The organism is Robiginitalea myxolifaciens, from assembly GCF_900115205.1.
GTDB classification, from domain to species: Bacteria; Bacteroidota; Bacteroidia; order Flavobacteriales; family Flavobacteriaceae; genus Robiginitalea; species Robiginitalea myxolifaciens.
The window spans coordinates 668,538-691,665 of record NZ_FOYQ01000002.1 but is presented as its reverse complement, the minus strand read 5'-3'; the positions used below and the strand labels follow the sequence as shown (position 1 = coordinate 691,665).

General features: G+C 49.0%; 21 protein-coding genes. 14 read left to right on the top strand and 7 right to left on the bottom strand.

Going from position 1 to position 23,128, the window contains the following annotated elements; all coding sequences use genetic code 11:
* Positions 1-16 precede the first annotated feature (16 nt).
* From glgB to BM318_RS11015, 4 genes are all read left to right on the top strand, one after another.
* Complete coding sequence (gene glgB / locus BM318_RS11030; protein WP_092982658.1) at positions 17-1,912, top strand: 1,4-alpha-glucan branching protein GlgB; 1,896 nt, start codon at positions 17-19, stop codon at positions 1,910-1,912.
* A 99-nt stretch (positions 1,913-2,011) separates the two neighbouring features.
* Positions 2,012-4,411, top strand: a complete 2,400-nt coding sequence (locus BM318_RS11025; protein ID WP_092982657.1) for a glycoside hydrolase family 31 protein — start codon at positions 2,012-2,014, stop codon at positions 4,409-4,411.
* A gap of 45 nt (positions 4,412-4,456) precedes the next feature.
* Positions 4,457-5,266 carry a M48 family metallopeptidase gene (locus tag BM318_RS11020; protein ID WP_092982656.1) on the top strand — a complete coding sequence of 270 codons (810 nt, stop codon included), beginning with the start codon at positions 4,457-4,459 and terminating at the stop codon, positions 5,264-5,266.
* 8 nt (positions 5,267-5,274) lie between these two features.
* Entirely contained in the window at positions 5,275-6,609 is a 1,335-nt protein-coding gene (locus BM318_RS11015) for an MFS transporter (RefSeq protein WP_092982655.1), read from the top strand.
* Positions 6,610-6,648: 39 nt separating this feature from the next.
* Here the strand turns inward: BM318_RS11015 and BM318_RS11010 are convergent, their stop codons facing one another.
* From BM318_RS11010 to BM318_RS10990, 5 genes are read right to left on the bottom strand one after another with little or no spacing between them, the layout of a single operon-like run.
* Positions 6,649-7,380: a head GIN domain-containing protein gene (locus BM318_RS11010; protein WP_092982654.1), complete on the bottom strand. Its 732-nt coding sequence runs from the start codon at positions 7,378-7,380 to the stop codon at positions 6,649-6,651.
* A gap of 21 nt (positions 7,381-7,401) precedes the next feature.
* Positions 7,402-8,130 (bottom strand): head GIN domain-containing protein, encoded by a 729-nt coding sequence (locus BM318_RS11005; RefSeq protein WP_092982653.1) that lies wholly within the window; start codon positions 8,128-8,130, stop codon positions 7,402-7,404.
* 23 nt (positions 8,131-8,153) lie between these two features.
* Complete coding sequence (locus BM318_RS11000) at positions 8,154-9,239, bottom strand: DUF4097 family beta strand repeat-containing protein (RefSeq protein WP_092982652.1); 1,086 nt, start codon at positions 9,237-9,239, stop codon at positions 8,154-8,156.
* Positions 9,220-9,828, bottom strand: a complete 609-nt coding sequence (locus BM318_RS10995) for a hypothetical protein (protein WP_092982651.1) — start codon at positions 9,826-9,828, stop codon at positions 9,220-9,222. The genes BM318_RS11000 and BM318_RS10995 overlap by 20 nt, the downstream gene beginning before the upstream one ends.
* Positions 9,825-10,385: an RNA polymerase sigma factor gene (locus BM318_RS10990; protein WP_092982650.1), complete on the bottom strand. Its 561-nt coding sequence runs from the start codon at positions 10,383-10,385 to the stop codon at positions 9,825-9,827. Before BM318_RS10990 ends, BM318_RS10995 begins: the two co-directional genes overlap by 4 nt.
* 243 nt (positions 10,386-10,628) lie before the next feature.
* Here BM318_RS10990 and lon point away from each other — a divergent pair, with 243 nt between their 5' ends.
* Both lon and cmk read left to right on the top strand, forming a co-directional pair.
* Positions 10,629-13,100 (top strand): endopeptidase La, encoded by a 2,472-nt coding sequence (gene lon, locus BM318_RS10985; protein WP_092983506.1) that lies wholly within the window; start codon positions 10,629-10,631, stop codon positions 13,098-13,100.
* A gap of 16 nt (positions 13,101-13,116) precedes the next feature.
* Positions 13,117-13,821, top strand: a complete 705-nt coding sequence (cmk, locus tag BM318_RS10980; protein ID WP_092982649.1) for a (d)CMP kinase — start codon at positions 13,117-13,119, stop codon at positions 13,819-13,821.
* A gap of 51 nt (positions 13,822-13,872) precedes the next feature.
* Here the strand turns inward: cmk and BM318_RS10975 are convergent, their stop codons facing one another.
* The gene (locus BM318_RS10975) at positions 13,873-14,253 is read right to left on the bottom strand and encodes a LysM peptidoglycan-binding domain-containing protein (RefSeq protein WP_092982648.1); all 381 of its coding nucleotides are present in this window, start codon (positions 14,251-14,253) and stop codon (positions 13,873-13,875) included.
* A gap of 238 nt (positions 14,254-14,491) precedes the next feature.
* Here BM318_RS10975 and rpsA point away from each other — a divergent pair, with 238 nt between their 5' ends.
* The 8 genes from rpsA to ppk1 all read left to right on the top strand — a co-directional run bounded on the left by rpsA (position 14,492) and on the right by ppk1 (position 22,450).
* On the top strand, positions 14,492-16,324 hold the full coding sequence (gene rpsA, locus BM318_RS10965; protein ID WP_092982646.1) for a 30S ribosomal protein S1: 1,833 nt from the start codon (positions 14,492-14,494) through the stop codon (positions 16,322-16,324).
* A gap of 130 nt (positions 16,325-16,454) precedes the next feature.
* Positions 16,455-16,994, top strand: coding sequence for a bifunctional pyr operon transcriptional regulator/uracil phosphoribosyltransferase PyrR (pyrR, locus tag BM318_RS10960; RefSeq protein ID WP_092982645.1), 540 nt, complete (start codon positions 16,455-16,457; stop codon positions 16,992-16,994).
* Positions 16,995-16,997: 3 nt separating this feature from the next.
* Positions 16,998-17,927 carry an aspartate carbamoyltransferase catalytic subunit gene (locus BM318_RS10955; RefSeq protein WP_092982644.1) on the top strand — a complete coding sequence of 310 codons (930 nt, stop codon included), beginning with the start codon at positions 16,998-17,000 and terminating at the stop codon, positions 17,925-17,927.
* A 4-nt stretch (positions 17,928-17,931) separates the two neighbouring features.
* On the top strand, positions 17,932-18,264 hold the full coding sequence (locus tag BM318_RS10950) for a ribonuclease Z (RefSeq protein WP_092982643.1): 333 nt from the start codon (positions 17,932-17,934) through the stop codon (positions 18,262-18,264).
* Positions 18,264-19,187, top strand: coding sequence for a ribonuclease Z (locus BM318_RS10945; protein ID WP_317040363.1), 924 nt, complete (start codon positions 18,264-18,266; stop codon positions 19,185-19,187). The genes BM318_RS10950 and BM318_RS10945 overlap by 1 nt, the downstream gene beginning before the upstream one ends.
* Positions 19,188-19,235: 48 nt before the next feature.
* Entirely contained in the window at positions 19,236-19,883 is a 648-nt protein-coding gene (gene pdxH / locus BM318_RS10940) for a pyridoxamine 5'-phosphate oxidase (RefSeq protein WP_092982642.1), read from the top strand.
* A 6-nt stretch (positions 19,884-19,889) separates the two neighbouring features.
* Positions 19,890-20,375: a SixA phosphatase family protein gene (locus tag BM318_RS10935; protein ID WP_092982641.1), complete on the top strand. Its 486-nt coding sequence runs from the start codon at positions 19,890-19,892 to the stop codon at positions 20,373-20,375.
* A gap of 2 nt (positions 20,376-20,377) precedes the next feature.
* Entirely contained in the window at positions 20,378-22,450 is a 2,073-nt protein-coding gene (gene ppk1, locus BM318_RS10930; RefSeq protein WP_092982640.1) for a polyphosphate kinase 1, read from the top strand.
* Between the two features lie 24 nt (positions 22,451-22,474).
* On the opposite strand, the gene miaE is transcribed toward ppk1, so the two are convergent.
* On the bottom strand, positions 22,475-23,056 hold the full coding sequence (gene miaE / locus BM318_RS10925) for a MiaE family protein (protein ID WP_092982639.1): 582 nt from the start codon (positions 23,054-23,056) through the stop codon (positions 22,475-22,477).
* Positions 23,057-23,128 lie beyond the last annotated feature (72 nt).

The window sequence follows — 23,128 nt, the reverse complement described above, 5'->3', positions numbered from 1 at the left end:
TCTAAACCAAACAATCATGGGTCAAGTAATTCCCCATAGCCTATTTACTGATTTTGATATCAATCTATTCAAATCCGGCAAGCATTACCGCCTGTACGAAAAACTCGGTTCGCACCTCACAGAGGTCGATGGGCAGAAGGGGGTATATTTTGCCGTTTGGGCACCTTCGGCCAAGGCTGTTTCCGTTGTGGGAGACTTTAACTACTGGTTGGAAGGGGAGCATGCCCTGAATGTTCGCTGGGACGAAAGCGGAATCTGGGAAGGGTTTATTCCCGGCCTGGATCAGGGTACTTTGTACAAGTATAAAATCCATTCTCATATCGGGGATGCCAAAACAGAAAAGGCCGATCCTTTTGCCCGGTATTGCGAGCATCCTCCTAAAACGGCTTCGGTTGTTTGGGAAGCCAAGCACAGCTGGAAAGATGCTACCTGGATGAAGAACCGGGCGCAGCACAATGGCCTGGATAAGCCCTATTCGGTCTATGAGGTACACCTGGGTTCCTGGAAACGCAATGACGGGGATAAATTCATGAGCTATATTGAACTGGCAGATGAGCTGGTGGCTTATGTCAAAGACTTGAATTTTACCCATGTTGAGTTTATGCCCATTATGGAGTACCCCTATGACCCGTCCTGGGGGTATCAGCTAACCGGGTATTTTGCCCCGACCTCGCGTTTTGGTAAGCCGGAAGATTTCAAATACCTGGTAGATGCCCTGCACAGAGCGGGGATAGGCGTGATCCTGGACTGGGTTCCTTCTCATTTTCCGGAAGATGCCCATGGCCTGGGTTATTTTGACGGATCCAACCTGTATGAGCACCCCGACCGACGCAAGGGATACCACCCCGATTGGAAGAGTTTAATTTTTAATTATGGACGGAATGAGGTGCGCGCTTTCCTAATCAGTAATGCGCTGTTTTGGATGGATCAATACCACATCGATGGTTTACGGGTAGACGCGGTTGCCTCGATGCTCTATTTGGATTATTCCAGGGAAGATGGGGAGTGGGAGCCCAATATGTACGGCAACAACGAACACCTGGAGGCGATTTCCTTTATCCGGGAACTCAATACGGAGGTCTACGGGAATTTCGAAGGGGTCCAGACCATAGCCGAGGAGTCAACAGCATTTTCGGGAGTAACCAAACCGGTAAACCTGGGCGGCCTGGGATTCGGGATGAAGTGGATGATGGGATGGATGCACGATACCCTGGAATACTTCAAAAAAGAACCCATTTACCGCAAACATCACCAGAACGATATTACGTTTAGCATGACCTATGCTTTCACGGAGAACTTTATGCTGCCATTCTCGCACGACGAGGTCGTTTACGGCAAGCAATCCCTGTTGTATCGCATGCCTGGGGATGAATGGCAACGATTCGCCAACCTGAGGTGTCTCTATGGGTATATGTTTACCCACCCGGGTGGAAACCTCCTGTTTATGGGCGGGGAATTTGGCCAATCCTCTGAATGGAATTTTCAGCAAAGCCTGGACTGGCACTTGCTGCAGTATGATTTCCACAAAGGGATTCAAAATTTAATCCGCGATCTCAATACGCTCTATCGCACCCAGCCGGCATTGTATGAAAAGCAATTCAGCCATGAGGGCTTCCGATGGATCGACTATGGGGATTCTGAAAATTCTGTCCTGACTTATGTGCGCATGGGCCATGAGGATAAAGATACCCTGGTCATTGCCTGCAACTTAACCCCGGTACCCCGTGAGGGCTATCGTATCGGAGTTCCCAAATCGAGAAAGATGAAGGAACTCTTCAATAGCGATGCTAAGGAATATGGGGGAAGTGGAATGATTAATGGCGAAGCGGCTATCGAAAAAGAGCCCTGGCATGCTTATGAGAAGTCTATTTGCGTTGATTTACCTCCGCTTGGGGTAGTTATTTTCAGGTAAAAACGGCCCGCAATCGTTGTAGTTCATATTTTGTCGTTGGCCGGGTTTCGCTTTCTGCCGGATATGTCTTTCTTTTGTCTGGTTAAAAACTAACCGGCTATGATTACCAATACCGAACTGGAATACAAAGGGAACCTGTATCCGAATCAGGTTACCGATTACCAGAAGGACTCCGATAAGTTTTACCTGACTACCGAGAACGGGGTTATTTTGGAAATCACTGTGATTCGAAACAGTGTGCTCAGATTCCGCTACGCCACGCAACATACCTTTGAACCGGATTTCTCTTACGCTATTGACCCGGACGCTTCCCGCGGATTCAATGAGCTCCTCGAAGAGGAAACGACCACCGACTACCGCATTTTTACCAGTAAGCTGCAGATTCTGGTAGACAAGAAAACCCTCAGGGTCCAGATTTCTGACCTGGAAGGGAATATCCTCAATGAAGACGAACTCGGCTTCCATTGGGAGGAAAACTACGAGCACGGCGGGAATACCGTTAAGATGAGCAAGATTACCCAACCCTCAGAAAGTTTCTATGGGATGGGGGATAAGGCTACGCATACCAACCTCAAGGGCCGTCGGGTACACAATTGGGTAACGGATCAGTACGCCTACGGAAAGGATCAGGAGCCCCTCTACAAGGCAGTCCCTTTTTTTATTGGATTGCACGACAATCGCGCCTATGGTATTTTCTTTGACAATACCTTCCGAACGCACTTTGACTTTTCCCACGAACGCCGCAACATTACTAGTTTCTGGGCCGATGGGGGAGAAATGAATTACTATTTCTTTTATGGTCCTGCTATTTCAAGGGTAGTACAGGCGTATACCGACCTTACCGGAACCCCGGAACTTCCGCCTTTGTGGTCCCTGGGGTACCACCAGTCCAAATGGAGCTATTATCCCGAAAAGCGGGTCAAGGAAATTGCCCGGAAATTCCGCAAGCTCAAAATACCTTGTGACGCCCTCTATCTGGATATCGACTATATGGACGGCTTCCGCTGTTTTACTTGGGATAAGAAACATTTTCCCGATCCCAAACGCATGATCTCCGAATTAGAGGAGGAGGGCTTTAAGACAGTGGTAATGATTGATCCCGGGATCAAGGTAGACCGGGAATACAGCGTCTATCAAGAGGGGATGGAGAATGATTATTTCTGCAAGCGTGCCGACGGACCGGTAATGACCGGTAAGGTTTGGCCCGGCCCCTGTGCATTCCCCGATTACACCGACCCTAAAGTCCGGGAGTGGTGGGCTGGTCTCTACGAATCTTTTATCAAGGATTCCGGGCTGCACGCGGTATGGAATGACATGAATGAACCTGCGGTCATGGAGGTGCCTACGAAGACAGCTCCTCTGGATACGCGTCACAACTATGACGGTAACCCCTGTTCACATCGAAAGGCGCACAACATCTACGGAATGCAGATGGTGCGGGCTACATACGACGGCGTCAAGAAATATGTTTTCCCAAAACGCCCCTTTGTCATTACCCGGGCCGCTTACGCCGGTACGCAACGTTTTGCCTGTACCTGGACCGGGGATAATGTGGCTACCTGGGAGCACCTTTGGATCGCAAACGTGCAGGTGCAACGCATGTGTATGAGCGGATACAGTTTTGTGGGATCCGATATCGGTGGGTTTGCCGAACAGCCCAATGGGGAACTGTTTGCGCGCTGGGTACAGCTCGGGGTTTTCCACCCGTTTTGCCGTGTCCACTCCAGTGGGGATCACGGGGATCAGGAACCCTGGTCTTTCGATGCCGAAGTAACCGGAATCGTGCGGAAATTTATAGAGCTGAGGTACCAGTTGCTTCCTTATTTGTACACCATGTTCTGGCGCTATGCCAAGGAAGGGGTCCCCATGTTAAAGTCCCTTGTTTATTACGATCAGGAGGATACACAAACGCATTTCCGCACCGACGAATTTGTTTTCGGAGACCATTTCCTGGTCTGTCCGATTCAAGAGCCCAATGCCAAAGGACGACGCATGTATATTCCGCGTGGAAATTGGTATAATTTCTGGACAGGGGAACTGGTAACTGGCGGCAGTGAGCGCTGGGTGGCCTCTGACATCGATAAAATCCCATTATTCATCAAGGAGGGAGCGATTATCCCTAAATATCCTGTTCAACAGTACGTTGGAGAGAAGACTATTGAGCAACTCACCCTGAGTGTCTATTACAAGGAAGGCGATGAGCAATCCACCATCTATGAAGACGCCGGGGAAGGATATGATTACAAGAAAGGGGGATACAGCGTTAGAAACTTCAGATTACGCGGAAAGCCCAAAGAACTCATCATCCAGCAATTCAAAGACGGCACCTACATTACTCCATATAAGTCCTTCAAAATCAATCTGAATGGCTTGCCCTTCAAGATTTCGAAAGTTGAGGTAGACAACGAAAAAGTGCCTTTGGAATCGGTGCGATTGAATGGGGACAACAGTATAGAGGTGGATAAAAATTTCAATGTACTGCACCTGATAGGGCGTTGATTTTTTTGTAAATTCCCCTACACACTAATCCTTGAAATTAACATCATGAAAAAGTTTTCAATGGTGCTCTTGCTGCTGGTGGCAGTGGTGGCCTGTAAGGTCAACCCCTTTACCGGTAAGAAGACACTGAATTTCTACCCCAACAGCCAGATCTTCCCCATGGCTTTTGCCCAATACGACCAATTCCTCGAGCAGAATAATGTGGTCGAAGGTACTTCCGAGGCTCAGACCATAGAAAAGGTCGGGAAGCGTATCTCCAATGCGGCAGAACGCTGGCTTACCGCTAACGGGTATCCAGGATACTTAAAAGACTACCAGTGGGAATACAACCTGGTTAATGACGAGACCGTAAACGCCTGGTGTATGCCAGGAGGTAAGATCGTTTTCTATACTGGAATCCTCCCGATCTGCCAGGGTGAAACCGGAATAGCCGTGGTCATGGGTCACGAAGTAGCCCATGCCCTTGCCGATCATGGCGCACAGCGCATGAGTGCAGGAACCTTGCAACAAATCGGTGCCGTAGCCGGAAATGTTGCTATTCAGGACCCTGAAAAACGAAATATGTTTAATCAAGCCTATGGAATAGGGAGTGCCGTAGGTGTAATGCTCCCTTTCAGCCGTAGTCATGAAACAGAAGCGGATCGTATCGGGCTGCAAATCATGGCCATTGCCGGTTATAATCCCGACGAAGCTGCGGAGCTCTGGAAACGCATGAAGGCCAATAGTGGTAATGCCGCCCCGCCGGAATTCCTGAGTACACACCCATCCAACGATACGCGGATTAATAACCTTACGCAATGGGCGCCTTTGGCTAAAGAGGAAGCCCGAAAGTTTGGGGTAACTACCTTTAACTAGTCCGCTGAATGGCCCGGCTTCCCCTTGAGAAAGGCAGCAAAAAACTGCTAAATGCCTGGGCCTTTTATGATTGGGCCAATTCCGTATACAGTCTTACAGTCGTATCCGCTGTATTTCCGATTTTCCTCGGTGCGATTTTTCGGCAGGCCAATGTAGAGCAGGTAGCCGTTTTTGGGGGCGCAATTGCGCGCACCCCTTTGATTAGTTATGTTACCGCAGCTGCATTTGTGGTCATTGCCCTGATTACTCCGCTGATTTCCGGAATTGCCGATTACCTCGGGAATAAGAAGGTTTTTATGAAATTCTTCTGCTACCTGGGAGGATTATCGTGCATTGGTCTTTACTGGTTCGACCTGCAAAGCATCTATGTGGGCCTTGTCTTCTATTTTCTGGGGGTTATTGGCTTCTGGGTGAGCTTTGCAATGAGCAATTCCTATTTACCTGATATCGCCTTTCCTGAACAACAAGACCGGATCAGTGCCTGGGGATTCTCCCTCGGGTATATCGGTAGTGTCCTGTTACTCCTGATTAACCTGGCGATGGTTTTGGCGCCCGACGTATTCGGGATTACCGACAGCCCGGAATCGCCTGCTGCGATCACTGCCATGAAATACTCCTTCGTAAGTGTGGGGATATGGTGGATTGGTTTCAGCCAGTATTCCTTCTATTATCTCCCAAAGGGGTACCGGCGCGACGGGGAGCGCCACCGCATTATCCTCAATGGATTCCGGGAATTACGAGGGGTTTGGAAACAACTTACGGGCCTTCCCCGGCTCAAGCGCTATCTGGGCGCCTTCTTTGTATACAGTATGGCGGTGCAAACCGTAATGCTCATTGCTGCATACTTCGGGGAATCCGAAATTGACTGGGGATCTGATGATCAGCGTACCATGGGCCTTATCGGCAGCATCCTGATCATTCAATTGGTTGCGGTGCTGGGGGCTACGCTCACCGCGCGACTTTCGAACCGCATTGGCAATATCACCACCCTGGTTATTATCAACGCGATCTGGGTTGCGATATGCATTTATGCCTATTTCGTAAAAAGCCCCATGGAGTTTTACATTGCGGCCGGCTTTGTGGGCATGGTCATGGGCGGTATCCAGGCCCTGTCGCGTTCCACTTACTCCAAGTTTTTACCGGAAACAACAGATACCACTTCCTTCTTTTCTTTTTACGATGTTACTGAAAAGATTGGGATCATCATCGGGATGTCCATATTCGGATTGGTGTCCCAGTGGAATAACAGCATGCGTCCCGCCACATTAATACTGGGGACCTTCTTCCTAATTGGAATTTTGTTGCTCATGCGCGTTCCAAAAGAAAACCCCGAAGCGGCATAATGCTGCTCCGGGGTCGACTGTTCGCTGATTGTAATTTCTTTATTGCTTGGTCACGTCTCCCGATCCGGAAGTTTTGGTGTCTACCTTGGATGGATTACCGCGATAACGGATATCCCCAGAACCCGATACGCGGGCCATTAATTCTTCTTTGGCGGTAACGTTAATATCGGCCGAACCGGAGACCGTTGCTTCTACACGGTCGGCATCCAGATCAAATGCCTCGATATCACCCGAGCCTGAAACCCGAACCTCAAAATAACGGGCCGAGCCACTCAGTTTAATATCCCCGGAACCGGAAAGGGTAGCTTCCACATCATCGGCTTCTACTTCCAGGACCACATCCCCACTACCGGATACGGCGGTGCGGAAGTTGTCGCTTTTCAAAACGGTCTTCCCGACAATATCTCCGGATCCTGAGAGCGTAACTTCCTCAATTTCTTCCACCGGTACTGTAATGGTAATTCCGCCGGACTTCCAGGAGGATGGCTGCAATTGATAACCCTTTTCGGTTTTGATAACAAGCTTTCCTGCTTTTACCTCGGTCTTAATATGCTCCAGAAGGTTTTCATCTCCCTCCAGGGTAATGTTTCCTTCAGATCCGGATACCAGTTCCAGGTCGAACCATCCCGAGAGGGCTACCTGGTCATAATCGCCTACCTGGCGATCTTCGGTAACGATATTTCCGTTTCCTTTTACTTTTTTACCCCACTGGCCATTGAGGTTACAGGCCACAAGCAGGCACATGCTTACTAATACTCCTAATCTTTTCATGGTTGATAGCTCTATTTAGTGTTATGATTTTTTTACGCTAGCGGCCCGGCTGGACTGCTTATTGATTTTTTCGGGATCGCCCTTGTATCGGATGTTTCCCGCGCCGGAGGCCTGTGCATTCAGGCTTTTGGAGGCATTCACACGGACATCGGCAGCACCGGAAACCTGAGCTTCAACATGATCTGCAATTAGTCCATAGGCGTGGAAGTTGGAGGCACCGGAACTGCGGACATCCAGGCGTCCGGTACTGCCTTCCAAATCCATTTCTGAGGCTCCTGAGGTCTGAACCCGGATTTCGCTGGCCGAGACGTCCAGGTGCAATTCAGAGGCTCCTGATGATTCTGCACGCAATTTGTCAAAAGAGAATTTCCCTTCCGAATAAATATCTGCTGCGCCACTAACGGTGATCTCATCCAGATCGGTAACCGGCACCCGAACCCGGATTCCGTCGGAGCCTTTGCTGGCTTGTAATTGAACACCTTTTTCTACAGTGATCTTTAATCGTCCGCCGCTTACATCTGTAATTACGTAGGGGAGGAGGTTCTCTTCGCCCTCAATGGTCAGGCGCCCTTCGGCTCCCTTAACCAGGGTAACTTTAAAAATATGCGACACGCTCAGGCGTTCGTAGGTGCCTACTTCGCGGGTTTCCGTAGTCTCGTCACCGTTTCCTTTGACGCGCTTACCCCATTGGGCCTGACTTACGGAAGTGCCCAGGATTAGGATTGCGAGAATGAGTAGTTTCTTTTTCATGATCGGTTTCTTTTGATTGCTAGTTATTGTCGTTTAAAGCTGATTCCTCCGTATTCACTGGAGATTCGAACCATATTGCCACTTCCGGACTTGCCGTGGTAGCCTTTGTAATAGCGCTCGCTATCTTTTTCCTTGCTGATATTGATAGTGAAATCGTCCTTGCCATTTACTCCGGCATATTCGGTGCTGATTTCGAAATCGAAATTATATCCGGGGTCGTACCCGATCTTGATTCCGGTGTAGTCTGTGCTCAGGTCTACGTTACCCGCGTCGGCTGCCAGGCGATCGATACGAATGGTTCCATAATCTGCTGAGATATCCACATTGCCGTGGATGGTTCCCAGTTTAATATTTACATAGTCTCCGGAGCCATCGACATTTCCAGCCTCACCTACCTCGATACTTCCATAATCGGCGGAGTATTCCAGGTTTTCCATGGCTTCGACCTTTGAATTGGTGTAATCGGCATTGATCTTAAGGTTACCAGCTTTTTCAATGGTAAAGCCCGAGTAATCCGCATCGATAGATCCTGAATTCATAAAGGCAATACGGGAATTTGAAGTGTAGTCGAAAGACAACTGATTCCCACGCCCCCTGAGTTCTCCCAGTTCCAGCCGGCCATAGTCACAACTGATCTTGGCATGGCCGTCTACCCGGTCCAGGGTTATATTTCCGTAATCATTACTGAGGTGGACGGAGTTCTTAACAGGAAGGCTGATCGTGTAGTTGATCTGCATATTCACGTTGTTGTTCTTGCCCCACCAATTCCACGAATCTTTATCGCCGAATTTGGTCTTTGCAGATACCATGGAGGCACTTGCTTCAAAATTCACGTCAATTTCGTCGAGCTTACGCTGAACTTTTTCCTCGTTATTACCATTGGTGGTAATGTGAACAACGATCAGGACTTTATCCTGGTCCCAGGAGTTCAACACCAGGTTCCCGTAGGAGTTGTTGATTTTCAGTAAGGCATCCGAATTAACGTTGAATTCTTTGCGGATGGTTTTCTCCTTAGTGTGTTTGCCCTTGAAGTCATTTGCGTGGCCCAGGGCCATACTACCTATAAAAGCGAGTAGTAAAAAGACAGGTTTAAAGGATATTAGCTTCATTGGATTCATTTTTAAACTGTTTGATTTCGTCTACTTGAGACATCACATCTTCCAACAGGTCAATGCGGGTTTGAAAATTGGTAATCATGGCACTGAGGATGAGTTTGGTATTACCCCCGGCTACCAGATCCTGTTCTAATTGCCGGTAATCGGCTCCCAGTTTCTGGAGTTGTTCCAGGGTATCCTCAATGAGCATCTCGGTTTCAGGGCTGGACGCCTCGCGCAAGGCCCTGATTTCCTGCTCCACGACATTGGCGAAATAGTCGGTTGTCTCAGATACCTCCGGAGCAATCTCGGCTACTTGTTGTGCGAGACTGGGTTCCGGCTTAAAGACTACTGCCGCAGCCAGGATCAATAGTGCAACGGAGGCTGCAATGGAAAGGGGTCTTCTCCAGATTGGAATCCGCTTGCCGCCGCTGGCATGCAAGGACCGGATATCGCCATCTTCAGGATTTGAATTATCCGTTGCTGCCCCGATCTGGGCCAGACGCTCGGCAAATCGTTCCCGGTGGCCGGCCTCCGGCTGTGCGAGATCTAAATTTCCCTGAAGCTCTTCGAATAATCCTTCCAGTGTATTTTTCCGTTTCATAAGCTTGGTGTTATTGCTAATTTCTTACGCAGGCTTGCCTTGGCTCGAGAAATCGTCGTTCGGCAGTTTGCGTAACTCATATCCAGGATCTGACTTATTTCTTCGTAGTCGTATCCTTCGATCAAGTGTAAGGTCAAAGAAATTCTGTAACTGTCTTTGAGCTCTTTCATGGTTTCCAGTACTTTTTGAGCCATCAGTTCTGTACTTCCGTGATCCGCTCCAGCGCCATCCTTATCTTCGACCTTGTACAGTACACTTTCCAATCCCACTTCCTGCTTCTTTTGTTGTTGCCGGTAGTGGTAAATACTGTTGTTAATTACGATGCGCTTGAGCCATGCTCCGAAGGTCACCTCACCTTTAAAGCTCGTCAGCTTTGTAAAAGCGCTCAAAAAGGACTCCTGCATGATATCTTCGGCCGTTGCGGTGTCCTTTACGATTCGTACTGCCGTGTTATACATGGCGTGATAGTAGCGATCGTAAATCTTCATTTGAGCGAGCTGATCGCCTTTCAGGCAGGATTCCAGCAACACATCAGTATGTACAACAGGTTGGCTCAAAAAGTTTGTTGTTTGCCTTATAGATGGTATAAAATACAGATTGTTACAGTTGGATCTAAATTTTTGTAACCGGCAGGAGGAAGGTGCCAGGGCTTCTTGGCACAGGAATTGTCCCTGAGAAGGAGATAAGGGGAAGGTGTTTAGTAATAAACCACTTTAAATCAGTAGTTTAATAAAATATAAAACCCATATTACCTCTTGAGCTGCCTGTCCGAATGTGACAGAATGACTGAAAAAAGAAACATGGCTACATCAAAATTTATATCTGTTGACAAACTGTCGCTTCAGGATCTCGATGCGGATTCCGAGTTAATCCCCCTGCTTACCCCAGAGGATGAACAGGAGATGAACGACGAGAAGCTTCCTGAAACACTTCCTATCCTGCCACTCAGGAATACCGTACTCTTTCCAGGGGTTGTGGTTCCGATCACCGCCGGCAGGGATAGTTCTATTCACCTGATTCGCGATGCCAATAACGGTTCTAAGGTAATCGGGGTGGTCAGTCAGAAGGATGAGGAAGTGGAGAATCCGGGTGTTCAGGACATACATACCCTGGGGACGGTTGCCCGTATCCTGCGTGTGCTGCAAATGCCAGATGGGAACACTACAGTGATCATCCAGGGGAAAAAGCGATTTGAAGTTGCTGAGGTCCTCACCGAGAAACCTTATTTAACGGCTACGATCCGAGAAGCCAGGGAAGTCCGACCCGATATGGAGAGTGAGGAATTCACCACTATCATTGATTCGGTTAAGGACCTGGCCCTGCAGATCATCAAGGATAACCCTAATATTCCCAGTGAGGCTTCCTTTGCGATAAAGAATATCCAGAGTCATTCCTTTCTGATCAATTTTGTTTCCTCCAATCTCAACCTGGAAGTCGCGGAGAAGCAAAAACTCCTGGAAATCGGAGACTTGCAGCAACGTGCCCTGGCTGTACTCAAGCATTTGAATACGGAGCTGCAGCGTTTGGAGTTGCGCAATGAACTCCAGTCCAAGGTGCGCAGCGACATGGATCAGCAGCAACGGGAGTATTTCCTGCACCAGCAAATGAAGACCATCCAGGAGGAACTCGGCGGGATGTCTTACGATGAGGAAGTCGATGAGATGGAGGCCCGGGGTAAAGAAAAGAAATGGTCCGAAAAAGTCGGGGAGCATTTTGAGAAGGAGCTGGCGAAATTACAGCGCATGAATCCTCAGGTAGCCGAATATTCTATTCAGCGAAACTACCTGGACCTGATGTTGGAATTACCCTGGAATGAATTTTCCGAGGACCAATTCGACCTCAAAAGGGCCGAACGCATTCTCGATCGGGACCACTATGGCCTGGAGGATGTCAAAAAGCGAATTATCGAGTATCTGGCTGTCCTGAAGTTGAGGAAGGACATGAAGTCGCCTATCCTGTGTTTATTTGGTCCTCCCGGGGTGGGGAAGACCTCCTTGGGGAAATCAGTAGCGGAAGCCCTTGGCAGGGAGTATGTGCGGATGTCACTAGGAGGGCTGCGGGACGAAGCCGAAATTCGGGGTCACCGGAAGACCTATATTGGAGCCATGCCAGGTCGGATTATCCAGAACGTCCGCAAGGCTGGAACATCGAATCCGGTTTTTATCCTGGATGAGATAGACAAACTGTCCAGTAGTTACCAGGGAGACCCGTCCTCTGCCATGCTGGAGGTGCTCGATCCTGAGCAGAACAGTGATTTCTATGACAACTTCCTGGAAGTGGGCTTTGATCTGTCCAAGATCATGTTTATCGCTACGGCCAATAACCTTTCTAATATCCAGCCGGCGCTTCGGGATCGCATGGAAATTATTCATGTCACCGGATATACCATTGAAGAGAAGGTGGAAATCGCCAAAAGGCATCTCCTGCCCAAACAGCTCAAGGAGCATGGGCTAACCCAAAAAGACCTTCGGATTGGCAAGCGGGAGTTGGAGAAGATAGTTGAAGGCTACACCCGCGAGTCCGGAGTACGGGGCCTTGAGAAGCAAATCGCCAAAATGGTGCGTTATGCTGCGCGCAATGTGGCCACCGAAACGGAATACACCGTAAAGGTAACTCCCCAGATCGTCGAAGAGGTCCTCGGCCCACCGAGACTTGAGCGGGATAAATACGAAAACAACGATGTGGCCGGTGTGGTTACCGGTCTGGCATGGACCAGCGTTGGCGGGGATATACTCTTTATAGAGTCCATCCTCTCCCGGGGTAAGGGCGCTCTGAACATTACCGGGAACCTGGGGAAAGTAATGAAGGAATCCGCCACGATTGCCCTGGAGTATATCAAGGCGAATGCCGACTTATTCGGGATTGATCCCAGCGTGTTTGAAAATTACAATGTGCATATCCATGTTCCGGAAGGCGCCACACCGAAAGACGGTCCCAGTGCGGGAATTGCTATGCTTACTTCCCTGGTGAGTTTATTCAGCCAACGCAAAGTCAAGAAAAGCCTCGCAATGACCGGGGAAATAACGCTGCGTGGAAAGGTTTTACCCGTAGGGGGAATCAAGGAGAAAATCCTGGCGGCGAAACGGGCCAGAATCAAGGAAATTATTCTGTGTGAGGATAACCGCAAGGATATTGCGGAGATCAAACCGGAATACCTGAAAGGCCTGACATTCCACTATGTACGGGATATGCAACAGGTAATTGATATTGCGGTAACTTCCCGGAAGGTAGCCCGACCAAAAAACCTGGTGGGCACCACAGGTAAACCCTAAATCCATACCTTTGAGTATGCCGCCGATTTCCATAGCCATAGATGGTTACTCTTCCACGGGGAAGAGTACCCTGGCTCGTCGCCTGGCTCGGGATCTCGGCTACATCTACATCGATTCCGGTGCCATGTATCGCGCCGTTACCTACTATGCACTCTCCAACGGATTGCTGGATGAAGAATCCGCTCACAAACCCCTGCTCGACTCCCTGGATCACATTGATCTGGAATTCCGAAAAGCAGCCGATGGGCAACAAGCCCATATTTTTCTGAATTGCAGGGACGTGGAACGGGAAATCCGAACCCTGGAGGTAAGCCGGTATGTAAGCCCGGTAGCAGCACTGGGTCCGGTGCGTAAGAAATTGGTTGCCCTGCAACGAGGGATGGGGCAACGCGGCGGGGTGGTTATGGACGGCCGTGATATCGGTACGGTGGTACTCCCTGATGCGGAGTTAAAAATATTCATGACGGCCAGTCCTGAAATCCGGGCCGAAAGGCGCTATGACGAGCTTCGGGCACGGGGAGACCAGGTGAGCTACGCCGAGGTCTTGGAGAATGTCCGGCAACGGGACCACCTGGATTCCACCCGCGAAATTTCCCCATTGCAACAGGCCGAGGATGCCCTTGTCGTAGATAATAGCCAGATGACCCTGGAGGAGCAATACGGGTATGTAAGGGAGTTGGTAAACCAGGTAATGGCAGGCATAAAAAAAGGACGCCACTAGGACGTCCTATTCGTTTTCCCTTGAAAAGAAATGTTCTTTTAACCTTTGATTTTAAAGGTTGGGGATAACCAGGACCTGGTCAGGGTGAATCATATCAGGGTTATTCAGGATGTTGGTATTTGCCTGAAAGATTTCCTTGTATTTCATAGGGTCACCGTAGTAATGCTTTGCAATTTTACTCAGGGATTCCCCGCTTTTGACTACATGACGGTGGTACACCGATTCGTCCTCAACGGTGATGTTGGCCTTAATATCTGAGGGAGACTGACCGCCGATCTCCTTGATTTTGTCCCAAAGCAGGTTCTTTTCGTACTGCGTCCCGGCTACGCCCTTAATCTTTAGCACACCGCCGTCTTCGCTAACGTTTCCGTCCTTAATTCCCAGTTGTTCACCCAGGGTCAGGACCGGTTGGTATTTTGATTTCACGCTCATCTTTTATAGAATTTAATGGTTAAATATTTTGAGCAATCAAGATACAAATTCCAGGGCTTTTGCCCAGTGTACTTCAGTATTAAAAATAAAGCTTTGAAAAGCGGCAGATTCGTCGTACTTTTGCAGACCTTTTTAGCTAAGAATCAGGAGGAAAAGGGAAGAAAACAAAAACGAAAAAACCCTTCCGAGGAAATTGCGAACTCCTGAAGTACCCCGGAATACAAACAGTATTCAGCACATGTCTGAAGAAATTATCAAGCCAGAGGTTGCTAAGGCAGCAGAAGCGGCTACAGCAGATGCCCCGGCTAAACAAGTAGATCCCCAGGAATTTCTCGAAAACTTTGATTGGGAAAAGTACGAAGAGGGGATTGAGCGGGTCGACGATTCAAAACTCAAGGAATTCGAAGACCTGGTAACCGAAAATTTTGTTGATACTGCCGATAACGAGGTTGTTGAAGGAAAGATTACTCACCTGACCGACCGCGAGGCAATTATCGATATCAATGCGAAAAGTGAAGGGGTTATCTCCCTGAATGAGTTTCGCTACAATCCTGACCTGAAAGTTGGGGACAAAGTAGATGTCCTTATCGATATCCGCGAGGATAAAAATGGACAACTGGTATTGTCGCACCGCAAGGCCCGCACCATCAAGGCCTGGGAACGCATCAACAATGCCTTCGACAAAGAGGAAGTGGTAACCGGATTCGTAAAGTGCCGCACCAAAGGAGGAATGATTGTCGATGTCTTTGGAATCGAAGCCTTCCTTCCAGGATCTCAGATCGATGTTAAGCCTATCCGCGACTACGACGCCTATGTAGGGAAGACCATGGAATTCAAAGTGGTTAAGATCAACCAGGAATTCAAAAACGTAGTAGTCTCTCACAAAGCGCTTATCGAAGCCGATATCGAAGAGCAGAAAAAAGAAATCATCAGCCAGCTGGAGAAAGGCCAGGTACTGGAAGGTATTGTCAAGAACATCACTTCTTACGGAGTCTTTATCGACCTCGGAGGTGTAGATGGTCTGGTACACATCACCGACCTGAGCTGGAGCCGTATCAACCACCCAAGCGAAGTGGTGGAGCTGGATCAGAAGCTCAATGTTGTAATCCTGGATTTCGACGACAACAAGTCCCGTATCCAATTAGGTCTCAAGCAGCTTGAGAAGCACCCATGGGATGCCCTGGGCGATGAGATTAAAGTAGGAGACAAGGTAGAAGGTAAGGTTGTTGTTATCGCCGATTACGGTGCATTCCTCGAAGTAGCCGAAGGTGTGGAAGGATTGATTCACGTAAGTGAGATGTCCTGGTCTACCCACCTGCGTTCTGCACAGGATTTCGTCAATGTAGGCGACAAACTGGAAGCGGTAGTCCTGACCCTGGATCGCGAAGATCGCAAGATGTCTCTCGGACTCAAGCAACTCACTCCGGACCCATGGACCGATATCACTTCTAAGTATCCTGTAGGTTCCCGTCATAAGGGGATTGTTCGCAACTACACCAACTTCGGAGTATTTGTAGAACTGGAAGAAGGAATCGACGGCCTGATCTACATTTCAGACCTGTCCTGGACCAAAAAGATCAAGCACCCATCCGAATTCTGCAGCGTAGGGGATACCCTGGAAGTAGAAGTTCTGGAACTGGACGTTGACGGACGTAAACTGAGCCTTGGACACAAGCAAACTCAGGAGAACCCATGGGATAAATACGAAGGTGAATTTGCCGAAGGAACTACGCACACGGCTTCGATCAGTGAGATCGTAGACAAAGGAGCGCTGGTAGAATTCAACGCGGATATCACAGCTTTCATCCCACAACGCCACCTCGAAAAAGAGGATGGGAAGAAATTGGTACGCGGAGAAGAAGCGGAATTCAAGATTATTGAATTCAACAAGGATTATAAGCGCGTAGTAGCTAGTCACACAGCTATCTTCCGTGAAGCCGAGCAACGCAATGTACGCCAGCAGGCGCGCAAAGCGGCCTCTGCTGCGGATGAAGCCAAGCCTACTCTTGGAGATGCCAACGAGCAGCTTCAAGCGCTTAAGGATAAGATGGAAGCAGCTAAGAAGAAATAATGTTGCGAAATCTAAAACAATTAAACCCCGGAATTTCCGGGGTTTTTTTTGGCCTGTTCCCGGGTAAGTGGGCCAGGCGATTCTATAGAAATACCTATTTTTGTTCCCGAACCTTCAGGGCCGAGTCTTTATGACGAAAAAACTGCTGCTCTCCGCGAAAGAAATCGACATTATCCTGCATCGATTGGCGTGCCAACTCCTGGAAAGCCACCTGGATTTCAGCGATAGCGTGCTGATTGGACTGCAACCCCGGGGAACTTTTCTTGCCAATCGCCTGCTTGAATTACTGCGTAAGGAGTACAAAGTAAAAGACATTCCCTTCGGACTTCTCGACATTACATTCTACCGCGATGATTTTCGACGGGGCGATAAAACCCTGGCAGCCAGCAGTACGGATATCACTTTTCTGGTAGAGGGAAAACGCGTGGTGCTGATCGACGATGTTTTATACACCGGGCGCAGCATCCGGGCAGCCTTAACGGCGATCCAGTCGTTTGGCAGGCCCAGAGAAATAGAATTACTTACCCTGATCGATCGACGCTTTAGCCGACACCTTCCGATCCAACCCAATTACAGGGGCAGGCAGGTCGACGCGATAAACGAAGAAAAAGTGAAGGTGAGTTGGGTGGAGAACGATGGTGAGGATGCCGTATATTTGATCAGTCAATAACCCATGAGCGAGTTAAGCGTACGCCACTTACTGGGAATTAAGTATCTCAATCGACGGGATATAGAGCTCATTTTTGAGACAGCAGACCATTTTAAAGAAGTCCTTTCCCGACCCATTAAGAAAGTCCCTTCCCTCCGGGATATTACCATTGCCAATATTTTCTTTGAAAACAGCACCCGGACCAAACTCTCTTTTGAGCTGGCCGAAAAGCGGCTTTCTGCAGATGTGGTCAATTTCTCCGCGGCCCAATCCTCCGTACGAAAAGGGGAGACCCTGATCGACACGGTAAACAATATCCTGTCTATGAAGGTAGATATGGTTGTGATGCGCCATCCCAATCCCGGTGCCGGGATCTTTCTTTCGAAGCATGTTAAGGCTTCGATTATCAATGCCGGGGACGGGGCACACGAACATCCTACGCAAGCCTTGCTCGATTCCTATTCCATACGGGAAAAACTTGGAGATGTAGGGGGAAAGAAGGTCGTTATCGTTGGGGATATTTTGCACTCCCGGGTAGCCCTTTCCAATATATTTGCCCTGCAGCTGCTGGGAGCCGAAGTAAAGGTGTGCGGTCCGAAGACCCTGATGCCCAAGCATGTGGAATCCCTCGGGGTTACCGTGGAACCCAATCTGCGCAACGCCCTGGAGTGGTGTGATGTAGCCAATATGCTGCGCATCCAGAATGAGCGGATGGATATGAGTTATTTCCCGAGTACCCGGGAATACACGCGGCAATTTGGTATCAACCGCAAATTGCTGGAAAGTCTGAGTAAGGAAATTGTAATCATGCACCCTGGACCTATAAACCGAGGGGTGGAAATTACAAGTGATGTTGCGGATTCAGGACAAAGTATTATCTTGAATCAGGTGGAAAATGGGGTGGCCATACGAATGGCAGTGATCTATCTGCTGGCCTCCCAGATAAAACAATAAGCTCATGATATTCGACCGCGACGGGGATACTACCCTGGTGCATCAGGAAAGTCCTTCCGTGAGCACCTTTCTAAGCAAATTAGCCGAAGCCTATCCGGGCCTGAAGAACGATCACCTGATTATGAATTTATTTAGCCTGGAGGCGCTCACCGCTGACCGGGTCCTGGAGTTCCTGCCTTTATCCCGGGAACACAAGGAACTGGGAAAGTCTTTTGTACTGGTCAGCGACTCCCTGGGGTATGACGAGGTCCCTGAAGAAATCAGTTTGGTGCCAACCATTCAGGAAGCTCGCGACCTTATTGAGATGGAGGAAATCGAACGCGACCTGGAGCTCTGATGGCGGGAATGCGCCTGCAGATTATCGGTTGTCATTCGGCAACGCCACGATTACTGGCGCGACCCAGTGCGCAGGTGCTTGAAATTGGGAATTCACCGGTTCTTATAGACTGCGGGGAGGGAACCCAAATGGAATTGCGCCGGCTCCGTCTCAAATTCACCCGTATTGAACATATATTCATCTCCCATCTGCATGGGGACCATTTCTTTGGCCTGCCCGGATTGATATCCACTTTTCGCCTGTTAGGCAGGGAACGACCGCTTCATATCTATGGTCCCAAGGGTATCAAAGAGGCGATTACTCTGCTTTTAAAATTAGGGGAATCCTGGATCAATTATCCGCTTCATTTCCACGAACTTGAACAAGGTACCTCCGATACCTTACTGGAAGCCAAAGGATTCACCGTTAAGACATTTCCACTTAAACATCGCGTGCCCACTCAGGGCTTCCTATTCCGGGAACTTCCCGGTCTTCGTAAATTAAAGCCCGAAGTCGCCGAATCCCACGGAATATCGCGGGCCTATTATTTGAAGATTAAACAGGGTGCAGATGCAATAGCTGCAGATGGCAGGACCATACCCAATGCGGTACTCACGGAGCCACCCGCTGCCACGGGAAGCTATGCGTACTGTTCGGATACGGCATTTGATCCCGAGCTTCCAGGGCATATTCGCGGAGTCCATACGTTGTATCACGAAGCGACATTTCTGCATACGGAAGCAGCCCTGGCCGCCAAGACCGGCCATTCCACGGCACTGGAGGCAGGTAAAATTGCTCGTGCCGCTGAGGTTAATCGCTTGATCCTGGGACACTTTTCCTCCCGATACAATTCCCTGGATTCCTTCCGCAAGGAGGCACAACAGGAATTCCTGAATACCGAGCTGGCAGCGGATGGAAAGGTTTTTGACTGGGCCGAACTTTGATTATCTTTCCAATAGATTAGCTAACGTATAAAAGGTAGCTGAAAGCTCATGAATAAGGATCTTGGAAATCTGAGGAAATCATACGAGAAGGATAGTCTGAACGAGGTTAACGTCCCGTCCAATCCAATGGAATTGTTTCAATCCTGGTTCTCCGAAGCGGAGGAACATCCCGGGGTTGAAGAAGCGAATGCCATGAGTCTGGCAACGGTTGGTACTGATGGCTTCCCTAGGACACGAATTGTGTTACTCAAGCAATTCTCCTACGAAGGATTCCAGTTTTTTACGAATTACGAGAGCGATAAAGGGAAGGCCATTGCTGCAAATCCTGGAGTTTGCCTGTCGTTTTTCTGGCCGGCCCTGGAACGACAAATAATCATCAGCGGAGAGGCCCGGCCCATTTCCGGAGAGGAGTCGGATCGCTATTTCCATTCCAGACCGCGAGGGAGTCGGCTAGGGGCTATAGCCTCTGACCAAAGTTCGGTTATCCCCAACCGGGAATTCCTCGAAACTAAGATTACCGAATTGGAGCGCAATTATGAAGGCAAGGAAATTCCCCGTCCGAACCATTGGGGTGGCTATCAGGTAACCCCTAGGGAATTTGAATTCTGGCAAGGGCGAATGAATCGGTTACACGACAGGATCAGATACCGAACGGAACAGGAATCCAAATGGACTATAGAGCGGCTTTCGCCATAACTCTAAATGAAGGAACTACTAATCATAAGACATGCAAAATCCTCGTGGGAATACGAGGTAAGCGATCGGGATCGCCCATTGCAGGAGCGGGGTATTCGCGATGCTCATCGTATTGGGGCAGCGCTTAGCGCGGAACTCGCCCCTCCAGAGGCTGTATTTTCCAGTCCTGCGAATCGGGCACTTCATACCTGTATGATAATCATGCGGCAGCTTGAACTCCCCTTAAACCTCCTGGAAGTTACAGAATCCCTGTACGATTTTGGTGGAGTCGGGCTTCGCACCTTTGTAAAGGGGTTGGACAACAGTCTGGACCGGGTTATGCTTTTCGGGCACAATCACGCCATTACCGACACGGCCAATGCATGGGGGAATAGTTATTTTGACAATATTCCCACAGCCGGATTTGTCCACCTGAAATTTGAAACGAATACCTGGAGCAGCATTACCGAAGGTCTGACCGATCGGACCCTGTTTCCAAAAGCATTGCGATAATTATGGAGAAGTACCAATACATCAACCGGGAAATCAGCTGGTTGCGATTTAATGAAAGGGTGTTGCAGGAAAGTGAGGATCAACGGGTCCCCCTGATCGAGCGGCTGCGATTCCTGGGTATATTTTCCAATAACCTGGATGAATTCTTCAAGGTGCGATATGCGACTGTAAAGCGCATTGTGCAGGCCGGAAAATCCGGTAAGAGCGTGTTGGGGGGAGAAAAAGCCAAGGACCTCCTGGAGGAGATCACGAAGATCGTGATTGAGCAACAGGAAAAAAGTGTCCGTATCCTGGATCAGGTCCAGGACGAACTGGAGAAGGAAAATATCTTCATCATTACCGAAGACGAAATTCAGGAGCATCAGGAGGATTTCCTCAAGCGCTATTTCATGGAAAATGTCAGCCCACAGCTGATGACCATAATCCTGGATGATCATACCAAATTCCCGACACTAAAAGATACTGCGGCTTACCTGGCGGTCAAGATGGTACTCATCGATACCGGAAATGGCAAAGGCAACGGTCAGAAGCAATATGCCCTCATAGAAATCCCTAAAGACATCGACAGGTTTGTGGTCCTGCCGGCAGAGGGCGAAAAGAATTATATCATTATCCTGGACGACCTGATCCGGTACTCCTTGCGCAGCATCTTCAATATGTTTTCCTACGAGGCCATTAGCGCGCACATGATTAAGATTACCCGCGATGCCGAGTTGGATATCGACAACGATCTCAGTAAGAGCTTTATTGAAAAGATATCGGCCAGTGTAGATAACCGAAGAATCAGCGAGCCGGTTCGCTTTGTTTACGACCGCTCGATTGAAAGCGATACCCTGAAATTCCTCAAGGATAAAATGAATATTCAGGATACTGACAGCGTAATTCCGGGAGGGCGATACCATAACCGCCGGGACTACATGGGCTTCCCAAGCCTGGGGCGTTCGGACCTGATGTACGATAAAATCAAACCCCTGCCGGTAAAAGGCCTGAGCATGGAGGGGAGCCTGTTTGATTCTATTGCGGAACGGGATTATTTGCAATACGCACCTTATCACACTTTTAACTACATCATAAAGTTTCTTCGGGAAGCTGCTCTTGACCCAAAGGTCAGGAGTATTAAGATTACGGTTTACCGGCTCGCCGACAATTCCCAGGTTGCCGCATCCCTGATCAATGCCGTTAAGAACGGGAAACAGGTGACCGTGCAAATCGAATTGCAGGCGCGCTTCGATGAGCGAGCGAACATAGAATATGCCGAACAATTACAGGCCGAAGGGGTAAAACTTATTTTCGGTGTGCCTGGATTAAAGGTCCACAGCAAAATTTGTGTAATAGATCGGGAGGAAGGCGACGGGCTCAAGCGTTACGGATTTATCAGTACCGGAAACTTCAATGAATCCACGGCCCGCATTTACACGGATTATACGCTGTTTACCGCTCACGCACCCATCCTAAAAGAACTGAACAAGGTCTTTGACTTCTTTGAAACGACCTATAAGATCAAGAAATACAAGCACCTGATCGTTTCACCGCACTATACGCGTTCCCGATTTGCCAAGCTCATCAAACGTGAAATTCAAAACGCCAGGGAAGGGAAACCTGCCGCGATCCGGATTAAGATGAACAGTTTTACGTCTTACGATATGGCCGATCAGTTATATGAGGCCAGCAATGCGGGCGTCAAAATTGACCTGATTATCAGGGGGATTTGTTGCCTGGTTCCCGGGGTGAAAGGGATGAGTGAAAATATCCGGGCCATCAGTATCGTCGACAAGTTTCTGGAGCATCCACGGGTTTTTATCTTCGGTAATGACGGGGATCCTGAGGTGTATATTTCTTCCGCAGACTGGATGACCCGTAATTTGGATAATCGGGTAGAAGTAGGGTGCCCTATTTATCAGGAGGATATCAAACAGGAGTTGATCGACACTTTCGATATCAGCTGGAAGGACAATGTCAAGGCGCGTTTGTTCAACGAAAACCAGGATAATCAGTACCGTCCTACCAAAGGCGAACCCCTGAGATCCCAGTTTGAGATGTACGATTACTACCTGAGGAAATTAGGCCGATTGTAGTACCTAAAGCGAATGCTTATGGAATTACCCGTGGATGGTTTCGCTATTGCCGAGGTTTTTGATAATCTCCGCTTCGTAATCCAATAATTCCTGCCACTTGCGATCTACCACCTCGCGATCGCCATATTTCCGCGCAAATTTGAGGAATAAGGTGTAGTGACCAGCCTCGCTCACCATCAAACGGTGGTAAAACTCGGACAACTCCGGGTCTTCAAGGGCTTCCGAAAGCAGCCGGAATCGTTCACAGCTCCGCGCTTCGATCAGGGCCGCGTAAAGCAATCGGTGAACCAGCTGAATTTCGCGATCTCCTCCTTTGGGGAAGCACTTCATCAGGGCAATAACATAATCGTCCTTGCGATGGCGCCCCAGGGTCTGCCCTCGCTCGAGGATGCGATCGTGTACCATTTTAAAATGCCCCATCTCTTCCCTTGCCAGGGCTACCATTTCAGAAACCAATTCGGGATATTCGGGAAAGTTAACGATCAGGGAGATTGCGGTACTGGCTGCCTTTTGTTCGCAAAAGGCATGGTCGGTGAGGATGTCGTCGATATTTTTGGAGGCGATATCGACCCATCGGGGATCGGTTGGCAATTTCAGGCCCAGCATGTACTTTCAGCTTAAAAATTTCGTTCAGACAAAAGTAAGGAGTTTCAGGACTTTTCCCCAGGTCCGGGAGAA